Source organism: Cobetia sp. D5, from assembly GCF_035666195.1.
Classification (GTDB): domain Bacteria; phylum Pseudomonadota; class Gammaproteobacteria; order Pseudomonadales; family Halomonadaceae; genus Cobetia; species Cobetia amphilecti.
The window spans coordinates 2870848-2889722 of the sequence record NZ_CP142020.1; the positions used below are offsets into that span (position 1 = coordinate 2870848).

Consider the following 18875-nt stretch of genomic DNA (forward strand, 5'->3'; position numbering starts at 1 on the left):
CTGACATGTGATTGTAAAAAACAATCGCCATTCGCCGACAGCATCGCTGACGCTATCGGGACGTACCCATGACCAGTGCTATTGACTGGCGCCATTGGCGAAAGACTGGTTCGACAGGGTGTCGCGGGACAGCTCTTCCGGCACGGGGCGTCGGGAAGGCTCACGCGGTACCGGTACCCACACGAAGTTGGCGGCATCCAGCGTGGCTTCGCCACTGAAGCGATATGCCACCAGGCGCCCGAACTTGACCGCACTGTAATCCAGGCAGGCAATGTTGGGGGCCGGCAGCGCCGGCAAGCCCTCGCACCAGTAGTGCCCGAGGAACAGGGGCGGCTGCTCTGGCCCGTAGTAAGGAAGATTGGCCAGCTCCTGCTCACTCAACCAGCGCGATTCCAGCTCACCGGGCAGGTTGTCGGGCTGGAAGACCACATCGCCGTAGGTGCGGGGCTCACGTGCCCAGAAATGCGTGCGGAAGCTTCGCCGTGTGAAACCATCGCCGGAATGGATCTCGACCCCTTCCGGCAAGCGCAGGTTCGCGCCGCGCGTCATGCGGTCCAGCACGCGATAGGCGAAGCTGTCGTGCTCGATGGACTCATGCAGGAAATCTTCATCGATGCAGCCATCGGGGTAGCGCTCCAGGAAGGTACGCACCAGTGGCTCGTCCCAGCAGGCGTGCACCACGCGCAACCCGCTCTGGCCGGGGGCCAGCGGCGGCAGCTCCAGACACAGCGGCATGCGCATGAACCAGCGCAGCGCCTCGTCCCACTCATCGGGGTGATGCTGATACTGGTCAAGCGTCTCGCGGATGATGCGATTGTGACGTGAGGTATGCGAGCGCAGGAAATCACGATGCTCGCCGCCTGCACGCGGGCGTGCGCGCCGACAATACGCCAGGGCGTTGTATTCGTGATTGCCCATCACGATCAGCGCTTCGCCGGCATTGACCATGCTGCTGGCCAGCTGCACCGCCAGGCGGATGCGCGGACCACGATCGATGATATCGCCGAGGAAGATGACCTTGCGGGTCGGGTGGCGATAGACGCCATCGACGATGTGATAGCCGAGCGTCTCCAGCAACGTCGCCAGAGTGGCGCCGCAGCCGTGTACATCGCCGATAAGGTCATAGCCATCCTGTGGCGCCACGAATGCTTGCATGCTGTGAGCCTTGAGGTCATTCGCCGAGGCGATTGCTCCAACCGAGCTTGGTGCGACAGATCTCGAAATAGTTGTGCTCCAGCGGATGAATCAGCGTCAGACGCTCACTCTTGCGCCGGATCTTGAGCACATCCCCGGGCTTGGCCACCACCTGGGTCTGGCCATCGCAGCTGATATGCGGGTAGGTCGAGTTGCTGGCACTGATATGCAGGATGATCTCGCTGGCCGCATCGATCACGATCGGACGACTGGAAAGGGTATGCGGGAACATCGGCACCAGGGTGATCGCCTCGAGACGCGGATGCACGATGGGGCCGCCACCGGACAGCGCATAGGCGGTCGAGCCGGTCGGCGTGGCGACGATCAAGCCATCCGAGCGCTGGGAGTAGACGAACTGGCCATCGATGAACAGCTCGAACTCGATCATGCGCGCCGCCTTGCCGGGGTGCAGCACCACATCATTGAGGCCATCGGCCGCCCCGATGCGCTCGCCTTCGCGGTAAACCTCGGCCTCGAGCAGGAAGCGTTGCTCGCTGAGATAGTCACCGCCCAGCACCTCGGCCACCTTCTCCTCGAGCTCATCGGGGCGAATGTCGGTCAGAAAGCCGAGTCGCCCACGATTGACGCCGAGCACGGGCGTGCCGCTGCGGCACAACGCGCGCGCGGCGCCCAGCAGGCTGCCATCGCCGCCGACCACGATCACCAGATCACACTGCTCGCCCATCTGACGGCGGCTGGCCACCTGCAGACCGTGGTCCAGCAGCAGCGTGGCAGTGCGCTCCTCGATCACCATGGCCAGGCCACGGGAATCCAGAAAGCGAATCAAGCGCTTGAGCGTATCCACCACCTGGGCACTGCCCAGTCGGCCAATCACGCCGATCGTATTGAATTGCTGCTTCATCACGCCTCCCAGGCTGTCATGCCGGCCATTATGCGGACTCACCGCGCGAGCAGCAATGCAGCCGCGCCGCGCTTTCCCCATCGGATGTGAGGTGACTGACTGACGCCACGCCCAGACACGTCTGAAAACCGGCCACGAACATCCAAGTCAGGAAGCGGGACGTTACCTGACTATCCCCCGCAATTGACGCACCGCCATCCCGACCGTCACGGGCGTTGATTCTTCCCCGAATAAAGGCCTCTATCATGCAACTTGCCATTCCCCGGCGGTGCACTTACCGTCAGCTGATCAATGGACCCCCTGCCAAAGGAGCCGGCCGCCCCATGCCAGCACAGAAGCCGTCAGTCAGTCCGCCAGACGCGGAAAGCTTTGACCACGCCAGTGCGATAGAAGCCTGTGCACGCGGAGACGAGGCCGCGTTCCGCAGCCTCTATGACCTTGAATCGGGCCGTATGCTGGCGCTCGCCATGCGCCTGTTGAACAGCCGCGACCAGGCGGAAGATGCCGTCCATGACGCCTTCATCAAGCTGTGGTCCAACGCGGGCCAGTATCGCCGTGAACTCGGCAATGGTCGCGCCTGGCTGTTTACCATCCTGCGCTATCGCGCTCTGGATCAGCTGCGCGCCCAGGGGCGGACGCCACGCGGCGACAGCGATGCGCTCGACACGCTGGCCGATCTGCTCGCCAACCCGGAAACCGCGGCTGATGACAGCCAGACGGCGCACCAGTTGAGCGACTGCCTGGGTGAGCTGGAAGTGCCGCGTCGCGAGCCCATTCTGCTGGCCTTCTTCAAGGGACTGACACACGAACAGATCGCCGAGAAGCTGAGCGCACCGCTTGGCACCATCAAGGGACGCATCCGCGCCGGTCTCAAGCTACTGCAGGAGTGCCTGTCACGATGAATAGCCCCCTGATTCCCGAGTCTCCCGAAGAACAGAACCTGCTGCTGGGTGAGCATGCCCTCGGGCTGCTGGACCCTGAGCGCGAGGCCGAAGTGCGCGCCTGGATCGAGCGCGATGACAATGCCGCACGCATGGCCCTGCGCTGGCAGCAACATTGGCTGAGCGTGAGTGATCGCCTGCCGCCGGAGCCCCCTTCCGACTCATTATGGAAGCGCATCGACGCCAGCCTGGTGCGCCTCAAGCAGTCCTCCGCCACCCGCGATGACGCCGCTCGACATGACGCAGATCAGGCAAGCGCCTCGGCCAAGGCGCCCTGGCTGCTGCGCTGGCTCGGCGGTGGCCTCGGACTGGGTCTGGGGGCAGGTCTCGCCCTGGCGCTGGTCATGCAGATGGGGCCCTTCTCTCCCAGCGCGCCGCTGGAGGGCACATCACCGGAGATGGCTACCCAGACGCCTGACGGGGACGCGCAACGCATGGTCGCTATCCTGCAGACACTGGAAGATCCGGGCACGCCGACCTGGGTGGCCAATGTCACGCCCAGCGGTGGCCTGCAGCTGACACCGAAGGTCTCCATCGAGCGCCCGACGGATCGCGCCATCGAACTGTGGACCCTGACCGACCCGCAAGAAGGGCCGCGCTCACTGGGGCTGGTCGACCCGATTGCCGGCATCGAACTCAGCGCCGAGCAGATTGGCAGCATGAGCCCAGGCCAGCTGCTGGAGATGACACTGGAGCCAGAAGGCGGTTCGCCGACCGGCAAACCGACAGGCAAGATTCTCGCCATCGGTCGCCTGGTGGACCTCAATCAGCGTGATAGCTGATAGCCCTCATAACAGCCCTCGGGCATGACGGCTACCGATAGTGGCGCTTTCTGACGATGTAATTTCACAGCGAGTCTCACGGGAAAGCGCCCTATCGGTCTACTCAAGACCTGCTCAAGGTCTGCTCTAGGACTACTCAAAAGAAGGAGTCCGTCGTCTAGCGTCAGTCAAACGCCAGACATGAAAAAGCCCCGCAATCGCGGGGCTTTTTCATGTCTGGCAGCGTCAGCTAGCTGACAACAAAGCCAGTGCTCAGCTTTCAGTGCGCTCGAGCCAGGATTCGACGGTTTCAGCACCGTGCTCTTCCTTCCACTCTTTCAGCTGCTTGTGGTTGCCACCACGCGTCTCGATGACTTCACCGGTGTGCGGGTTCTTGTAGACCTTCAGCTTGCGCTTGCGACGCACGCCACCGGTCTTGCTTTCCGGTGCGGCAGCAGCCGGCGCCTGGGACGCTTTCGGGTCCAGCAGGGTGATGACGTCACGAGTGGACTTGCCGTACTCGCCCATCAGCGCGTCCAGCTTGTCCTTGAACTCGAGTTCGTTCTTCAGACGGTCATCATTGCGCAGGCTTTCCAGCTGCTCTTGAAGTTTCTTGAGCTCTTGCTCTTTCTGCATGAAATCAGTCAACAGGGACATGAGTATCTCCAGGATGTCGGGACAGACAGTTGAGTCACGAAAACACGATGCTGAAAGAGGCTCGGCGATATTCATCTGCCGCACATGTTTAACAGCGCGTTTTCATAAAGACTTGTGCAGGACACTCGGGACAGTTAAGCGCCCACACCAGATCAAGGGCGATTATAGACCGAGTCAACTGCGAGGTGAAGTCTTAAATAACATGTTTCCAAAGTATGCAATCTTGCCGATCAATGCAATAGCCAGCAAAAAAACAGTACTCACTGCCCAGGCACTTCATTATCCCCTGTCACAACTGAAGACAGGCCTGCCAAAAGTGTCTCTGCAACAACACGAAGACGTCTTTACCACGACCTGATATCAGGCTTGAGGGCCCGCCATCACTGGACCTCCAATATTCACGGGATATGCACAATTCATGACAACAACCCACAAGGAAGTATTATGCAACCACTTTCCCGTTGGCGTGGCGGCGTCAGATTGCAGACTTTCGATGTAGAGCTGTCATTGCCTGCGCACCTCGAAAAGCATGCACCTGAACGAACAACAGAAGTCCATACTAAAGCAGGTGGCGAACTAATAGTGGTGCAAAATGCAACACTTTCTCCAGAAAGCGTCACTTCAAAAACACCGTCAACCTGATAGAATGGTCAAAGTTGACAAAGATTGAGCCGTCATCACGCCATTCCACTCTCCCGCCACTCGCAGAGACACTCCATGCCATTTTCCCAGATGCCGACCCGCGATACGGACTCACTTTCTCTCTGGCACCCTTATACCCAGATGCAGGACATGCAAGCGCCACTGGAGGTGGTCGGCGGCACGGGAGCCCGCATGACACTGGCGGGAGGTGAGACACTGCTGGATGCGACATGTTCCTGGTGGTGCATGATCCATGGCTACGGACACCCACGTCTCGTCGCGGCCATTCAGCAGCAAGCGGCAGAACTCTGCCATGTGATGCTGGGCGGCATTCGCCATCGACCGGCCAAGGAGCTTGCCGATGCGCTGGTGCGCGTCACCCCCGAGGGCCTGAATCATGTCTTCTTCTCGGATAGCGGCTCGGTGGGCATGGAAGTCGCCATGAAGATGGCAGTGCAATATCAGCAACAGCGCAAAGACCGCGATGACACGCGGGGACGAACGCGCATGCTGTCATTGATGAAGGCCTATCACGGCGATACGGCGGGCTGCATGGCAGTGTGTGACCCCGAGGAAGGCATGCATTCCTTGTTCGCCGATTTCCTGCCCAGACACCATTTCGCACCGGCGCCGACTGCCGGTTTCAGCGCCAGTCGTGAAGAGGTAGCAGACGATATCAGCGCATTGCGCGCCTGTCTGGAAACACACCAGCATGAGATAGCGGCATTGTTGATGGAGCCTCTCTTGCAGGCGGCAGGTGGCCTCAACATGTACTCGCCCTACTATCTCGAGGCGGCGCGCGAGTTATGTGATGAGTTCGGGATCGTATTGATCTTCGATGAAGTCGCGACCGGTTTCGGTCGGACCGGCAAGATGTTTGCCTGTGAACACGCCAATGTCTCTCCCGACATCATGGTGCTCTCCAAGGGACTGACGGGGGGATATCTGGGACATGCCGCCACCCTGGCCCAGAGTCATATCTTCCATGCATTTGATGGCGAGGATGCCAATAGCGCCTTCATGCACGGCCCGACCTTCATGGGCAATCCGCTGGCCTGTCAGGTAGCACTGGAAAGTCTCGCGGTATTCGAGGAAGAGAATTATCTGGGCAAGATTGCCGAGCTCAATCAATTGTTGCGCGACACCCTGCTGAATTTCTCCCACCCCGCCATTCGCGATATACGCGTATTGGGTGCCACGGCGGTGATAGAAGTGCACGATGCCAGCAGTCTGGCAGGCGCTCAGGCCCATGCCCGTAAACTGGGTGTCTGGTTACGCCCCTTCGGTCGCTGGCTCTATACCATGCCGGCCTATATCACCTCGCCGCAGGACTTGCGCCAGATCACCCATGCGATGACCAGCTACTTCGAGACCCTGGAACACTGATGCACTGATTGCACTGATACACAACACGACTGCCCCTGGCGATGTTCATCAAAGGCGATTGCCATCAGCGACAAGCACCATCAGGGGCAGCCACTCTCGAGCGCCACCAGTCTCGAAAGCTATCACCATCAGAGACATTCACCCCCACAGACGGGCTTCGAGTGCCTGATAATCCTCTGGCGAGAGCTGACCGCCCTTGACCAGCTTCTTGAGGAAGTGACGATAACGACGCGCGACCTTGCGCCGCGCCAGCCAGGCGACACTGGTCGCCAGCGGAATGAAGTCAGGATTCGAGATACCGTCGATCAGCCACAATCTGGGCGGCTGGTCGTCGCTGAACTGGACCACGATATTGCGATCATTGAGATCAGATGGAATCAACCAGCGTTTCTCGAGATAGCGATAGAGATTGGCCAGCTCGCTCACCAGCACCTCGGTGCTCAGGCGCTCGGGGGTCTCGAGATGCACCTCGCGCAGTCGGCGTGACGTGGAGCCGTCACTGTCGAGAATCAGATCGAAGACCAGCCCGAGCCCCTCGGCGGTGGCGACACTGCCGTGGTAGGCAGGCACATAGGACCAGTCGCGCATGCCACGTCTGACCAGGCCCTCGAAATAGCGTTGCTCGCGTTCATTCTGGCGGCTGCCCTTGTCAGGGTAACGCGGGACCTTGATGCAGCGATGGGGGTCGTTCGGGTCCTGATAGACACGCCGATCATTTCCCATGCCGATGACGCGGGCATTTTCCAGCTCCAGCATGCGCACTCCTGTTGAATAACGCCTGCGACTGCAGCCGCCGGGCAGCGTGGCATTCTACAAAAAGCCGTCATGGCACGCCAACTTGTGGCATTTGGCGGCGCCCACGTTCATCGGCCATTCAGCTTGCGTTGCCCTTCTGGTAAGATAATGCGCCGTTTTTGACGGCATTCAGGAGGAAGCCGCAGGAACACTGCGACAGCAAGGCATTCGTCACGAATGTACACGTCATGCGAGGCATTGCCCCGGGATCGGGTGGCCACGCACCCACAGTTCGCCCGCTCTGTCCGCAACACTCCCAAAGCTGGCACAACCCCACATAGAGGTACTCGCATGAATGCGGTAATTCTGGCCGTCCTGGTCATGGTCGGCCTGTCGTTGGCTCGCGTCTCGGTCGTCTTCGCGCTGGTCGCCGGCGCCCTGGTCGGCGGTCTGTTCAGCGGCCTGTCTCTGACCGACACGCTCGGCGCCTTCAATGACGGTGTCGGCGGCGGCGCCAAGGTCGCGCTGGCCTACGCCACCCTCGGTGCCTTCGCCGTCGCCCTGTCTCGCTCCGGTTTGCCGGACCTGCTCGCCGCACGCCTGATCGGACTGCTCAATGGCGAAAGCACGCCGCGCCGCCAGACGGCCATCAAGTACGGCCTGCTGGGCAGCGTGACTCTGGTCGCGATTTCCTCCCAGAACCTGATTCCGGTCCACATCGCCTTCATCCCGATCCTGATTCCGCCGCTGCTGGTCGCCATGAACCGCCTGCGCCTGGATCGTCGTGCCGTGGCCTGTGCACTGACCTTCGGCCTGACCGCGCCCTACATGCTGCTGCCGGTCGGTTTCGGCTCCATCTTCCTCAACGACATCCTGCTGGCCAATATCAATGAGGCCGGCCAGTCGCTCGGTCTCGACGTGACCCGCGGCATGGTGCCGATGGCGATGGCGATTCCCGTCGGCGGCATGTTTCTCGGCCTGCTGACGGCGCTGTTCGTCTCCTACCGCAAGCCGCGTGACTACGCGACCCGCGAGATCAAGTCCAGCAACGTACCGCATCACACGCCCATGCACTCGCCGTCCAAGAGCGGCCTGATCATGGCAGGTATCGCCATCATCGCCGCCCTCGGCATTCAGCTGTATTCCGGCTCGATGATTCTCGGCGGCCTGGTCGGCTTCGCCATCCTCTCGCTGGGTGGTCTGTTCAAGTGGAACGAAGCGGATGACCTCTTCACCTCCGGCATGCGCATGATGGCGCTGATCGGCTTCATCATGATCTCGGCGGCAGGTTTCGCTTCCGTGATGAAGGCCACCGGCGACATCCAGACCCTGGTCGACGCCTCCTTCCACATCATCGGTGACAACAAGCCGCTGGCCGCGCTGGTCATGCTGATGGTCGGCCTGTTCATCACCCTCGGCATCGGCTCCAGCTTCTCGACCATTCCGATCATTGCCGCCATCTACGTGCCGCTGGCGCTGCAATTCGGCTTCTCGCCGCTGGCCACCGTCGCGCTGATCGGCACCGCTGCCGCGCTGGGGGATGCCGGCTCACCTGCCTCTGACTCGACCCTCGGCCCGACGGCCGGCCTGAATGTCGATCAGCAGCACGACCACATCTGGGACAGCGTGGTGCCGACCTTCATCCACTACAACATCCCGTTGATCGTGTTCGGCTGGGTGGCCGCGATGACGCTGTAATCCGCTGAGCGACAGCCTCGCGCCCAAGCGAGATGCCAGACATGCCAACGCCCGACAGAGAGGACTCTCCTCCCTGTCGGGCGTTGTCGTTGCGGAGCCGGCTCAGGCGCAATGAATGGGCACAGCTACTGGACAGCCATCCAGTCTTTTAGCATGATGCGCGCATGCGCAAGATCCTCCACGCCGACTGCGATTGCTTCTATGCCGCCGTCGAGATGCTCCGCCATCCCGAGTGGCGCGAGGTGCCCATCGCCATCGGTGGCCGCACCGAGCAACGCGGTGTCATCGCCACCTGCAACTATCCCGCGCGTGCCTTCGGCGTACGCTCGGCGATGTCGACTGCCCGCGCGCTGCGCCTGTGCCCTCAGCTGATTCTGGTGCCCCCGGACTTCGAGCGCTACCGCGCCGTCTCCGCCGAGATCCAGGCACTCTTCCATGAGCTGACACCCCTGGTGGAGCCCCTCTCGCTGGATGAGGCCTATCTGGATGTCAGCGCCGTGACTGACTTTCAGGGCAGCGCCACCTGGATGGCGCGCTGGTTGAAGGAAGAGGCGCTCAAGCGCACCGGCATCACCCTCTCCCTTGGCGTGGCCGCCAACAAGTTTCTGGCCAAGATCGCCAGTGACTGGGAAAAGCCCGACGGCCTGACGGTGATCACGCCCGAGACCAGCGACGCCTTCATCCGCCAGCTGCCCGTCGGCAAGCTGCACGGGGTCGGCCCCGCGACGCTGGCGCGCCTGACACGCCTGGGCATCACCACCTGCGAGGACATGCGCACCACGCCGTTGACGACCCTGGCCGAGCACTTCGGCAAGTTCGGCACCCGCCTGCACGAACTGGCGCACGGCATCGATGAGCGACCGGTGCGTGTCGAGCGCGAGCGCAAGTCGATCAGTGTCGAGCACACCTTCGATCACGACCTGCCTGATCTGCCAGCCTGCCTCGAGCGCCTGCCTGCGCTACTCGAACGCCTGACCAGCCGTCACGCCCGCCATGACCAGCCGGTGCTGGCCAAGCAGTTCGTCAAGATCCGCTTCAGCAACTTCGAGAGCACCACGCTGGAAAGCCTGCTCCCCGCCTCGACCACCACGCTGCCGAGCGCCAACAGCTTCGCCCTGCTGATGGAGCAAGCCTGGCAACGCGGCCATCGACCTGTCCGCCTGCTGGGTGTCGGCGTGCGCCTCAAGGCCCGCGAGGACGCCCAGCAGCTGGGATTGTTCTAGCTCACGCCAGGCGCCCACCCCATCCCGAAAACAACAAAGCCGGCACCTGAAACAGGTACCGGCTTCTTCGTCACGACCTCAGGTCGATGACAGACTCATGCGCTGAGCAAGCGAGGCTCAGGCGAAGACGATGGTCTTGTTGCCGTGGATCAGCACGCGATCCTGCAGGTGCCAACGCAGCCCGCGCGCCAGCACTTTCTGCTCGACATCACGGCCGATGCGCACCAGTTCCTCGGCGGTATGGCAGTGAGTGACGCGGTGGATGTCCTGCTCGATGATCGGGCCGGCATCCAGCTCTTCGGTCACGTAATGGCAGGTCGCGCCGATCAGCTTGACCCCACGCCCGAAGGCCTGGTGATACGGCTTGGCGCCCACGAAGGAAGGCAGGAAGCTGTGGTGGATGTTGATCAGGCGACCGGCATAGCGCTCACACAGGCTCGGCGGAATGATCTGCATGTAGCGCGCCAGCACGATGCAATCGGCCCGGGATTCTTCCACCAGACGCTCGACTTCGGCAAAGGCCGGCGCCTTGTCATTCTTGTCGACCGGCACGTGATGGAACGGAATGCCGTGCCATTCCACCAGCGAACGCATGTCATCGTGGTTGGAAATGACGCAGGGAATCTCGCAATCCAGATCACCGGACTGCCAGCGATGCAGCAGGTCCACCAGGCAATGGGAGTCCTTGGAGACCATCAGCACGACACGCTTCTTGGCGGCGGTGTCATGCACGCGCCACTGCATGCCGAACTCTTCACCGATCGGGGCGAAGCGCTTGCCGAGCTCAGCGGCGCTCAGGCCGATGGTCTCGGGGTTGATCTCATAGCGCATGAAGAAACGACCGGCGCCAAGATCAGAATGCTGATTGGCTTCGGTGATCCACCCGCCCTGCTCGGCGATGAAAGTGGAAACTCGGGCAACAATTCCGACCTGATCAGGGCAGGACACCACCAGGCGATAGGCGTGAGACATCGTAAGTTCAACCATTGTGATAGCGGGAATGATGTTCAGCCGGCGAAGCGCCGGCCTGCGCGAGGAATCATGACACCGCCCGTAAGCAGCCCCTCGGCAAAGGTGGGCTATTGTAGCTGATCACGCGGCCTGAAACAGTGCTGCGCCCCGATTCTGTCCATATGGTCAATACGACATTGCGATCAGCGGCCATCACGCCGGCCCACCTCAAGGCGTCACGCGGACGGTTGGGCCGCTCTCGAATTGACGCGATCGGACAACAGCGCCATTTGTGGCGCTTCGCGGGATTCCCGTATAGTTGAGCCACATTTTATAGATGGCATGACATCCATGTTGAAACCCCGCGTTCAAGTCCGTCAGAGACAACGTCCGCCGCTGCACCTGCTACCGCTGGGTGGCTGCGGCGAGATCGGCATGAATCTGACGCTTTATGGTTATCAGGATCACTGGATTGCCGTGGATTGCGGCATGATGATTCGCCAGGACCTGCCGGAAGGTCCGCTGCAGGTGCCGGATATCGAGTCCCTGGCAAGCCTGGGCATCAGCCCGCAGATGCTGGTGATCACCCATGGCCACGAAGACCACATCGGCGCGGTCGCCTGGCTGTGGCCGAAATGGCGCTGCCCGATCATCGCCACGCCCTTGGCGGCTGGCCTGCTGCGCGCCAAGTTTGCCGAGCGCGAGCTGGAAACCTCGAGCCTGCAGATCATCGAGGTGGATGAAGGCTTCGAATCCGGCCCCTTCGCGCTGCGATTGTTGCCGCTGACCCACTCCATTCCGGAAAGCTGCTCGTTGCTGATCGTCACGCCGGAATATCGCGTGATGCATACCGGCGACTGGAAGTTGGACCCGGAGCCGCTGATCGGCGAGCCCACCGATCCGGAGCGCTATCAGGCACTGGCACCGGTCGATCTGGTCGTCGGCGACTCCACCAATGCGCCGCTGGCGGGTCATTCGCGCAGCGAGGGCGAGGTAGCCCGTGCGCTGGAGAAGACGCTGGCCGGCTGTCGTGGACGCGTCGTCGTGACCTGCTTTGCCAGCAACCTGGCCCGCATACTGGCGCTGGGGCGCGCCGCCGCACGCAATGGTCGCCGCATCACGCTGCTGGGGCGCTCGATGGAGCGCATGGTGCGCGTCGCCCGCGGTCTCGGCTATCTGGAAGACTTCCCGCCGCTGGTCCCGGTGAAGGATCTGGGCTACCTGCCCCCGGAAGAGGTCATGGTGATCGCCACCGGCAGTCAGGGCGAGCCGCGCGCCGCGCTGTCGCGCCTGGCCAATTCCCGCCATCCGGACTTCGAGCTGGCTGCCGGCGACACCGTGATCTTCTCTTCCAAGGCGATTCCCGGCAATGAGCTGGCCATCGGCAAGCTGCACAACGCACTGACACGCCTCGGCGTCGGCATCATGGAAGAGAAGCAGTTCCCGGACCTGCATGCCTCCGGGCACCCGGCGCAGGAAGAATTGCGCACCTTCTATGGCTGGCTCAAACCGGTACGCCTGCTGCCGGTGCATGGCGAATATCGCCACCAGCTCGCTCACACCCAGGTGGCACAGTCCCTGGGCATCGAGGCACCGCTGATTCCCGTCAATGGTGACGTGATTCGCCTCGATGCTCAGGGGCTGTCGGTGGAAAAACGCCTGACACTGCACGAGCGCATCATCGAGCATGACAAGGTGCGTCCGCTGGATTCCATGGACCGCCGTGCCCGCGCGCGTCTCGGCCGGCATGGCAGCGTCTCACTGGCGTTGCCCGTCACGCTGCAGGAGGCCGGCTGGGTTCGCATCGGCCGCTTGATGCTGGATATCAGCGGTACTTCAAGCCTCGATGAAGACAGCTTCGCCGAGTGGCTGGATGACACCCTGGCAGGCCTGGATGCCAGCAATGAACGTGAACTCAAGCAGCAACTCGATGGCCGCATCAATCGCTGGCTGCGCAATCACCTGCGCCATGAGCCGGTGCTCTTCCTGCATATCATGGCCATGAATCAGGAGTGAGTGTCGCGCCATCATTGAAGTGATGGCCGCCTTGAGCTCACTGCCCTGCACAAAGCAGCGCATGAAAAAGCCCGCCCGGGAAATACCGGGCGGGCTTTTCTGCTGCTGGGAGGCGCTCAGGGACTGGTGATGGCGAGATTGCCGACTTGCCGGCTGGCAATCTCGATCTCAAGCGCTTCAGCCACCTCCATGGCGTCAGGCCGAAGGTCTCAAACGGACTTGTTCTTCGGCGGACGGCCACGACGCTTGGGCTGATCACTGACCAGATCATCCACGGAAAGGCCAGCTTCGATCATCGCATCACGAATCTCGGCAAGCTTGCGCTCCTTGGCGATTTCTTCTTCGCGGCGCTGCTCGTCTTCTTCGGCTTTCTGCTCGATCACCTCATTGATGACCTCGGACAGCTTGTGCAGTTGTTCCATGGACAGCTGACGCGCTGCTGCACGAGCAACATTCTTGTTACGAGCGATCTTTTCGAGAGAATCGGCTGTCATTTCGCTACCTCCACCATATGCACTGAGCTGGAATCCCTGCGAGTCATCGCATTGGATGTGATAATGCAGCAAAGTATAAGCGCTAAATATGAACTAACAAGCCTTGTCAAAAGCAAGGCAGTGTTTCCATAGGATAGACCAACAAAAACCCCGCTTGATAGCGGGGTTCTTGTGAGCGCCTGTGAATTATCCAGAATGGCTCGATCAACATGAGCGCCACGACTGATGACGAAAAAGGACTCAGCCTCCCGTCATGTTCATGAAGCGAACGATCTGGACATCACCGTCCGTCGTGAAGTGATGACGCTCGGGCTTGAGGTGCATGGCATCGATGATCGCGGCCTTGAGCGGCTCGATGTCACCCGGGTGGCGACGCATGATGTCACGCAGGTCAAGCGAGTGCTCATTGCCAAGACACAGCAACAGACGCCCCTCTACCGTGACGCGAACGCGGTTGCAGGTCGAGCAGAAGTTATGACTGTGCGGTGAGATGAATCCCACCCGTGATTCGCTGTCCGCCATGCGGAAATAACGCGCCGGCCCCAGGCTGTCTTCAAGCGTAGGAATCAGCGGATAACGCGTCTCGATGCGCGCCTGGACATCATCACTGGAGCAGAAGGTCTCATCACGCCCGTGATCCGAGACCTGGCCCAGCGGCATCTCCTCGATGAAGCTGATGTCCAACCCTTCCTCACGCGCGAATTCGACCAGCGACACCACTTCGTGATCATTGCGCCCTTTCAGCACCACTGCATTGAGCTTGATGCGGAAACCTTCCTCGCGCGCAGCACGGATGCCAGCGATCACCTTGTTCAGGTCGCCGGTACGCGTCAGCGCCTTGAAGCGCTCCGGGTCCAGAGAATCAAGGCTGATATTGAGCCGTGACATGCCGGCGGCCTTCAACTGAGCGGCGTGCTTGGCAAGGCCCGCGCCGTTGGTGGTCATCGAGAAGTCCTTGAGTCCCTCGAGTGCGCCGATTTCATCAACCAGCTTGCCGATATCACGCCGTACCAGCGGCTCCCCTCCGGTCAGGCGAATCTTCTCGACTCCCAATTCCACGAAGGCGCGCGCCAGCAACGCGATCTCTTCGAGGCTCAAGACCTCGTCGCGCGGCAGAAAGGTCATCTCTTCGCTCATGCAATAGACGCAGCGAAAATCACATCGGTCCGTCACTGACAGGCGAACATAGCGGATGCGACGACCGAAGTCATCGACCAGGGTTTCCATCATGACTCTCCCGAAAAATTGGGTGTTGCCAGCGCTGATTGTCTCTCTTCGCCGCTGGCCTCGGCCAATGAGTCATCAGCCTTGTGTTGCTCGGCAAGGGGGGATACCGCTTCACCCTCTGCCGTCAGCGCGGACTCTGGATGCCAGCGCTCGAGTGCCTCGCGATCGCTCGAGCGTTCCCGCACCCAATAATCTCCCGTGGCGGTGTGCTCCTTTTTCCAGAAAGGCGCCCGCGACTTGAGGTGGTCCATCAGGAAGTCACAGCCGGCAAAGGCCGCCTGACGATGCGCACTGGCGACCAGCACCAGCACGATATTGTCGCCGGGCTCGAGCCGTCCGACACGGTGAATGATGCGCACCCCGGTGAGCGGGAAGCGCTCGCGAGCCTCTGTGATCAAGCGTTCGAGGCTGCGCTCCGTCATGCCGGGATAGTGTTCCAGCGTCAGCGCGACGACATCCGGTCGCTGATTGAAATCACGCACCAGCCCCGTGAAGGACACCACGGCACCGATGTCGCCGCGCCCACGCGTCAAAATGTCCTGCTCGACACGCAGATCAAAATCGCTGGCCTGAATGCTGACCGAAAAGGCCTGCGAGGCTTCGTTTGCGACCTGGGTCATGTCAGCCCCCCGTCACCGGTGGGAAGAAGGCGACTTCATCACCGGCATTCAGTGGGTGGTCATCGCGCACCATGTCCTGATTGACGGCGCAAAGCACGCGAGTGTCATTGAGCGCTTCAAGCTGAGGGTCACGCAGCGCCAGGGTGCGCTTCAGGCCCCCGACCGTCGCTTCGGACAGCGTCGTCAGATTCAGCGCCAGGCTGTCGAGGTCCAGGCGTTCCCGCAGTTCCGCCAGGAAGAGGACCCGCACGGTGGCATCACCGCGTGCCGCCGGAGCGGCCTGTCCCGCTGTCGCTTCGATGGGCTCAGCTGTCGCAGAACGGCTTGGCTCAGCCGACGTCTGCTCGACAGCGGCGGCTTCGTCCGGGCGCTGCCAGTCACCACTCTTGCCGCCGGTCTTGGTCTCGAGCTGGATATCGCCGATCACGATACCCTTGTCGACCGCCTTGCACATGTCATAGAGCGTCAATGCCGCCACCGAGGCCGCCGTCAGCGCCTCCATCTCGACACCGGTACGCCCATTGAGGCGGCACAGCACCTGAATTTCCACGCAGCTGTTGGCGCTGTCCAGCGTGAAGTCGACCGTCACCTTGGAGAGCATCAAGGCATGACAGAGCGGAATCAGCTCATGAGTGCGCTTGGCCGCCTGGATACCGGCAATACGCGCCGTCGCCAGCACATCCCCTTTGGGCAGGCCACCTTCGGCGAGCAGGGCGAGCGTGGCAGGCAGCATGCTGACGCGTGCGCTGGCTCGTGCCTCGCGGCGGGTTTCCTGCTTGTCCGCAACATCCACCATATGGGCTTCGCCGCGTGCGTTGAGATGAGTAAGGCTCATGAGCTGTCTCGTATCCGTATCGGGTGCGCCTGACTGGCGGCAATCTCTGAAATACCAATGCCTGAAGAAGCAGGCAGGCAAGCCCTGATGGACAGGACTGGCCAAGAAATTAGCAGACTATCTTTTCATGAATCAGCTGGCATGACCACTGGGCGGGCATCGCCTAGACGATGCCGCGACTGCCCAGCCACTGCACCATGACCGGCTCACCGGCGTGAAGCGTGGCGCAGCCGGCGGGAATCTCGATCAGGCATTCGGCCAGCAACATCGAGGTCAGAATACCCGAGCCCTGCCGCCCCGTGGTCATCACCACCTGCCGCCCCTGGCCATCCAGCACGATCTGGCCGCGATGATAGTCGACACGCTCGGCACGTGAGCGCAACGTCTCGCCGGCGATCAACTGCAGGCGCGGGGCTTGCCACTGCGCCAGCGTCGTCGCGGAGGCGCCCTCCTCAGCCTTCGCCAACCGCTGCTGGCCCGACAACAGGCGCAGCGCGGGCAGCACGAACTGCAGGAAGGTGACCATGGTCGCCACCGGATTGCCCGGCAAGCCGAAGAACGGCACCTGACCAGATGACGACTCGGCGTCGGCGGGAGTGGCACGCAACATGCCGAACGCCAGCGGGCGACCCGGACGCATGGCGATGCGCCACAGCGCGAGCTCACCACAGGCAGCGAGGGCGCTGCGAACATGATCGGCCTCGCCCACCGACACGCCGCCGGAGGTGATGACCATATCGGCACGCGTCGCGGCATCACGCAGGGCAGCACTCACGCTCGCCTCGTCATCGCTCAGGATGCCAAGATCCAGCACCTCGATGCCCTGGTCGCGCAGCAGCGCCACGAGGCTGAAGCGATTGGCGTCATAGATGCCGCCGGCCGGCAGCGTCTCGCCGGGGGCCGTGACCTCGTCACCGGTGGAGAAGATCGCCACCGTCAGTGGCCGATAGACGGCGACCTCGGCGAGCCCGAGCGACGCCAGCACGCCCACGGCGGCAGGCGTCAGCCACTGGCCTGGCGCCATCACCTGGCTGCCGCGCGCGATGTCCTCTCCGGCCTGACGCACATTCTGACCACGGCGAATGCTGGTCACGCCTTCGATCACCACCCGCTCGCCTGCGTCGCCGTCGACCAAGCCCTCGCACAGCCCTTCGCCCTCGCCCTGCGCGGAGCGATACTCCAGCTGCTCCTGCATGACAACGGTGTCGGCGCCTGCGGGCAGGGCCGCGCCGGTCGTGATGCGCATGGCCTCCCCCGCGGCGAGCGCCCGCCCCGTCCAGGGATGGCCCGCCAGCGAGCTGCCGATCACGCTCAGCTGGCAGTGATCGCTCAATTCGCCGCGACCGTTCAGGAGCTCGCCGCTCGCCGCGTCTGACAATGAAGCCTGCGCCAGCGCGATGCCGTCCATCGCCGCGTTGGTCTGCGCCGGAACATCCAGCGGCGAGATGACCGTCTCGGCGAGCACACGTCCGGGCGCCTGCGCCAGGGCGACACGCTCGCTGCGTGGCGTGCGCATCACGCCCACCAGGCTCTCCCCCAACACGCTCAAGGCTTCATCGACACTCAGCATGCGCTCGCCGAAACGCGGATCGAAACACGACAGACTCATGCGCCCACCTCGCCACGCGGCTTGCCGCCTTCCAGACGCCAATGCACCGGCCAGGCGGCGATCCAGGCGGCCAGCGCCTGAGGATCGTCAAGATCGAGCCGCTTGAGGTCCTGCGGCACATCATCACGAGGCGGCAGCTGCGCCGCCGGTGTCGCCAGCGCATGGATCCAGGGGTCCTCTGGGGCTCGCAGCGGCTTGCCCACGGCCTCGCGGTACAGCTCAAGCTTGGGCAGCGGCCACTGCTTGAAGCCCTCGACCAGAATCAGGTCCACCTCCAGCCCCTCAAGTTGCGCCACCAGCTGCTCCAGATCGGCCTCCGCCTGGTCCGGCGTCTCCATCATCAGCGCAAAGCGCTTGGCAGACGCCACCAGCATCGGCACGGCACCGGCCGTTCGCAGACGATGGCTGTCCTTGCCCGGCGTATCGACATCAAAGGCATGATGCGCATGCTTGATCACGGCGACACGGAGGCCGCGCGCCCTCAACTCGGGCAGCAGCTGCTCGAGCAGCGTGGTCTTGCCGGTGCCGCTCCAGGCCGCGATGCCCAACAATGGACACGCTGACGCCGCCAGACGTGCCTGCCAGGCGGGCGACATCCCGACTTCATGAGAAATATCACCACGCGGCGTGGGAGCATCACTGCGGGGGGAGGAATGTTCAGCACTGACAGCGGTATCAGCACGCTGGTCAGTCGTGGAGGAAGACTCAGACATGAAGGTTCTCTTGATGATTCCGGCGTAAGGCGGCCTGTCGACGGGCTCACCGCAGCGCTCCCGCGCCCGCAAAGGAAAAAGGTGACGATGACAATGCGGGCTGAGCGGATGCCATGAAGGTGAACACGCATGGCGCTCATTTCAATGGGGCAACGGCTCGATATGAGCAAGGGTTAAATGGGGGCAACGACGCAGAGTGGCAAGACACCCGCCAGAACCGCCAGACACGACACTTTTGAGGTGCAACGCCAAGGCCATCAATACCGGGCAGGCAAAGACAATAACCCGCCAGACTCCTGAAGAGACGCCCC

Annotated in this window: 18 protein-coding genes; 7 read left to right on the plus strand and 11 right to left on the minus strand. The window is 62.2% G+C overall.

Translation table 11 applies throughout. The annotated features are described in order from the left end of the window. Nucleotides 1-78: 78 nt before the first annotated feature. Complete coding sequence (locus U0O11_RS11935) at nt 79-1155, minus strand: metallophosphoesterase (protein WP_052384625.1); 1077 nt, start codon at nt 1153-1155, stop codon at nt 79-81. Between the two features lie 16 nt (nt 1156-1171). Next, nucleotides 1172-2056 (minus strand): NAD(+) kinase, encoded by an 885-nt coding sequence (locus tag U0O11_RS11940; RefSeq protein ID WP_043334090.1) that lies wholly within the window; start codon nt 2054-2056, stop codon nt 1172-1174. A gap of 323 nt (nt 2057-2379) precedes the next feature. Between U0O11_RS11940 and U0O11_RS11945 the strand changes: the two genes are divergently transcribed. Both U0O11_RS11945 and U0O11_RS11950 read left to right on the plus strand, forming a co-directional pair. Next, nucleotides 2380-2958, plus strand: a complete 579-nt coding sequence (locus U0O11_RS11945; protein WP_043334088.1) for a sigma-70 family RNA polymerase sigma factor — start codon at nt 2380-2382, stop codon at nt 2956-2958. Further along, nucleotides 2955-3779, plus strand: coding sequence for an anti-sigma factor (locus U0O11_RS11950; RefSeq protein ID WP_324690253.1), 825 nt, complete (start codon nt 2955-2957; stop codon nt 3777-3779). The genes U0O11_RS11945 and U0O11_RS11950 overlap by 4 nt, the downstream gene beginning before the upstream one ends. A gap of 252 nt (nt 3780-4031) precedes the next feature. On the opposite strand, the gene U0O11_RS11955 is transcribed toward U0O11_RS11950, so the two are convergent. Beyond that, on the minus strand, nt 4032-4415 hold the full coding sequence (locus U0O11_RS11955; RefSeq protein WP_043336770.1) for a histone-like nucleoid-structuring protein, MvaT/MvaU family: 384 nt from the start codon (nt 4413-4415) through the stop codon (nt 4032-4034). 444 nt (nt 4416-4859) lie between these two features. On the opposite strand from U0O11_RS11955, the gene U0O11_RS11960 reads away from it, so the two are divergent. Both U0O11_RS11960 and bioA read left to right on the plus strand, forming a co-directional pair. After that, nucleotides 4860-5057, plus strand: coding sequence for a hypothetical protein (locus tag U0O11_RS11960; protein ID WP_152965394.1), 198 nt, complete (start codon nt 4860-4862; stop codon nt 5055-5057). A 75-nt stretch (nt 5058-5132) separates the two neighbouring features. Continuing rightward, a complete protein-coding gene (gene bioA / locus U0O11_RS11965; protein ID WP_324690256.1) occupies nt 5133-6443 on the plus strand; it encodes an adenosylmethionine--8-amino-7-oxononanoate transaminase in 1311 nt (436 codons plus the stop codon). Nucleotides 6444-6581: 138 nt separating this feature from the next. On the opposite strand, the gene U0O11_RS11970 is transcribed toward bioA, so the two are convergent. Further along, nucleotides 6582-7199 (minus strand): YrbL family protein, encoded by a 618-nt coding sequence (locus U0O11_RS11970; RefSeq protein WP_213114861.1) that lies wholly within the window; start codon nt 7197-7199, stop codon nt 6582-6584. A 330-nt stretch (nt 7200-7529) separates the two neighbouring features. Between U0O11_RS11970 and U0O11_RS11975 the strand changes: the two genes are divergently transcribed. Then, nucleotides 7530-8876 carry a Na+/H+ antiporter family protein gene (locus U0O11_RS11975; protein ID WP_324690259.1) on the plus strand — a complete coding sequence of 449 codons (1347 nt, stop codon included), beginning with the start codon at nt 7530-7532 and terminating at the stop codon, nt 8874-8876. Nucleotides 8877-9040: 164 nt separating this feature from the next. Further along, the gene (gene dinB / locus U0O11_RS11980; protein ID WP_225346986.1) at nt 9041-10099 is read left to right on the plus strand and encodes a DNA polymerase IV; all 1059 of its coding nucleotides are present in this window, start codon (nt 9041-9043) and stop codon (nt 10097-10099) included. 117 nt (nt 10100-10216) lie between these two features. Here dinB and purU read toward each other — a convergent pair whose 3' ends face one another. Then, on the minus strand, nt 10217-11071 hold the full coding sequence (purU, locus tag U0O11_RS11985; RefSeq protein ID WP_043336780.1) for a formyltetrahydrofolate deformylase: 855 nt from the start codon (nt 11069-11071) through the stop codon (nt 10217-10219). A gap of 414 nt (nt 11072-11485) precedes the next feature. Here purU and U0O11_RS11990 point away from each other — a divergent pair, with 414 nt between their 5' ends. Further along, the gene (locus tag U0O11_RS11990) at nt 11486-13066 is read left to right on the plus strand and encodes a ribonuclease J (protein WP_043336797.1); all 1581 of its coding nucleotides are present in this window, start codon (nt 11486-11488) and stop codon (nt 13064-13066) included. A gap of 209 nt (nt 13067-13275) precedes the next feature. Here the strand turns inward: U0O11_RS11990 and U0O11_RS11995 are convergent, their stop codons facing one another. The 6 genes from U0O11_RS11995 to mobB all read right to left on the minus strand — a co-directional run bounded on the left by U0O11_RS11995 (nt 13276) and on the right by mobB (nt 18447). Then, complete coding sequence (locus U0O11_RS11995) at nt 13276-13560, minus strand: H-NS family histone-like protein (protein ID WP_043336782.1); 285 nt, start codon at nt 13558-13560, stop codon at nt 13276-13278. A 240-nt stretch (nt 13561-13800) separates the two neighbouring features. Next, the gene (gene moaA / locus U0O11_RS12000) at nt 13801-14790 is read right to left on the minus strand and encodes a GTP 3',8-cyclase MoaA (protein WP_054556294.1); all 990 of its coding nucleotides are present in this window, start codon (nt 14788-14790) and stop codon (nt 13801-13803) included. Continuing rightward, nucleotides 14787-15407, minus strand: coding sequence for a molybdenum cofactor biosynthesis protein MoaE (locus tag U0O11_RS12005; RefSeq protein ID WP_442872630.1), 621 nt, complete (start codon nt 15405-15407; stop codon nt 14787-14789). Before U0O11_RS12005 ends, moaA begins: the two co-directional genes overlap by 4 nt. A gap of 1 nt (nt 15408) precedes the next feature. After that, entirely contained in the window at nt 15409-16242 is an 834-nt protein-coding gene (gene moaC / locus U0O11_RS12010; RefSeq protein ID WP_248377249.1) for a cyclic pyranopterin monophosphate synthase MoaC, read from the minus strand. A gap of 163 nt (nt 16243-16405) precedes the next feature. Continuing rightward, nucleotides 16406-17851, minus strand: coding sequence for a molybdopterin molybdotransferase MoeA (locus U0O11_RS12015; RefSeq protein WP_324690263.1), 1446 nt, complete (start codon nt 17849-17851; stop codon nt 16406-16408). Continuing rightward, a complete protein-coding gene (gene mobB, locus U0O11_RS12020; RefSeq protein ID WP_054556297.1) occupies nt 17848-18447 on the minus strand; it encodes a molybdopterin-guanine dinucleotide biosynthesis protein B in 600 nt (199 codons plus the stop codon). Before mobB ends, U0O11_RS12015 begins: the two co-directional genes overlap by 4 nt. Nucleotides 18448-18875 lie beyond the last annotated feature (428 nt).

Excerpts from the sequence above, each read along its gene's own strand:
- dinB (WP_225346986.1), top strand. The coding sequence starts at position 9,041 with ATGCGCAAGATCCTCCACGCCGACTGCGATTGCTTCTATGCCGCCGTC.
- U0O11_RS11940 (WP_043334090.1), bottom strand. The coding sequence starts at position 2,056 with ATGAAGCAGCAATTCAATACGATCGGCGTGATTGGCCGACTGGGCAGT.
- U0O11_RS11945 (WP_043334088.1), top strand. The coding sequence starts at position 2,380 with ATGCCAGCACAGAAGCCGTCAGTCAGTCCGCCAGACGCGGAAAGCTTT.
- purU (WP_043336780.1), bottom strand. The coding sequence starts at position 11,071 with ATGTCTCACGCCTATCGCCTGGTGGTGTCCTGCCCTGATCAGGTCGGA.
- U0O11_RS12005 (WP_442872630.1), bottom strand. The coding sequence starts at position 15,407 with ATGACCCAGGTCGCAAACGAAGCCTCGCAGGCCTTTTCGGTCAGCATT.
- mobB (WP_054556297.1), bottom strand. The coding sequence starts at position 18,447 with ATGTCGCCCGCCTGGCAGGCACGTCTGGCGGCGTCAGCGTGTCCATTG.
- U0O11_RS11975 (WP_324690259.1), top strand. The coding sequence starts at position 7,530 with ATGAATGCGGTAATTCTGGCCGTCCTGGTCATGGTCGGCCTGTCGTTG.
- bioA (WP_324690256.1), top strand. The coding sequence starts at position 5,133 with ATGCCATTTTCCCAGATGCCGACCCGCGATACGGACTCACTTTCTCTC.
- U0O11_RS11935 (WP_052384625.1), bottom strand. The coding sequence starts at position 1,155 with ATGCAAGCATTCGTGGCGCCACAGGATGGCTATGACCTTATCGGCGAT.
- U0O11_RS11950 (WP_324690253.1), top strand. The coding sequence starts at position 2,955 with ATGAATAGCCCCCTGATTCCCGAGTCTCCCGAAGAACAGAACCTGCTG.
- moaC (WP_248377249.1), bottom strand. The coding sequence starts at position 16,242 with ATGAGCCTTACTCATCTCAACGCACGCGGCGAAGCCCATATGGTGGAT.
- U0O11_RS11970 (WP_213114861.1), bottom strand. The coding sequence starts at position 7,199 with ATGCTGGAGCTGGAAAATGCCCGCGTCATCGGCATGGGAAATGATCGG.
- U0O11_RS11955 (WP_043336770.1), bottom strand. The coding sequence starts at position 4,415 with ATGTCCCTGTTGACTGATTTCATGCAGAAAGAGCAAGAGCTCAAGAAA.
- U0O11_RS12015 (WP_324690263.1), bottom strand. The coding sequence starts at position 17,851 with ATGAGTCTGTCGTGTTTCGATCCGCGTTTCGGCGAGCGCATGCTGAGT.
- U0O11_RS11990 (WP_043336797.1), top strand. The coding sequence starts at position 11,486 with ATGAATCTGACGCTTTATGGTTATCAGGATCACTGGATTGCCGTGGAT.
- U0O11_RS11960 (WP_152965394.1), top strand. The coding sequence starts at position 4,860 with ATGCAACCACTTTCCCGTTGGCGTGGCGGCGTCAGATTGCAGACTTTC.
- moaA (WP_054556294.1), bottom strand. The coding sequence starts at position 14,790 with ATGATGGAAACCCTGGTCGATGACTTCGGTCGTCGCATCCGCTATGTT.
- U0O11_RS11995 (WP_043336782.1), bottom strand. The coding sequence starts at position 13,560 with ATGACAGCCGATTCTCTCGAAAAGATCGCTCGTAACAAGAATGTTGCT.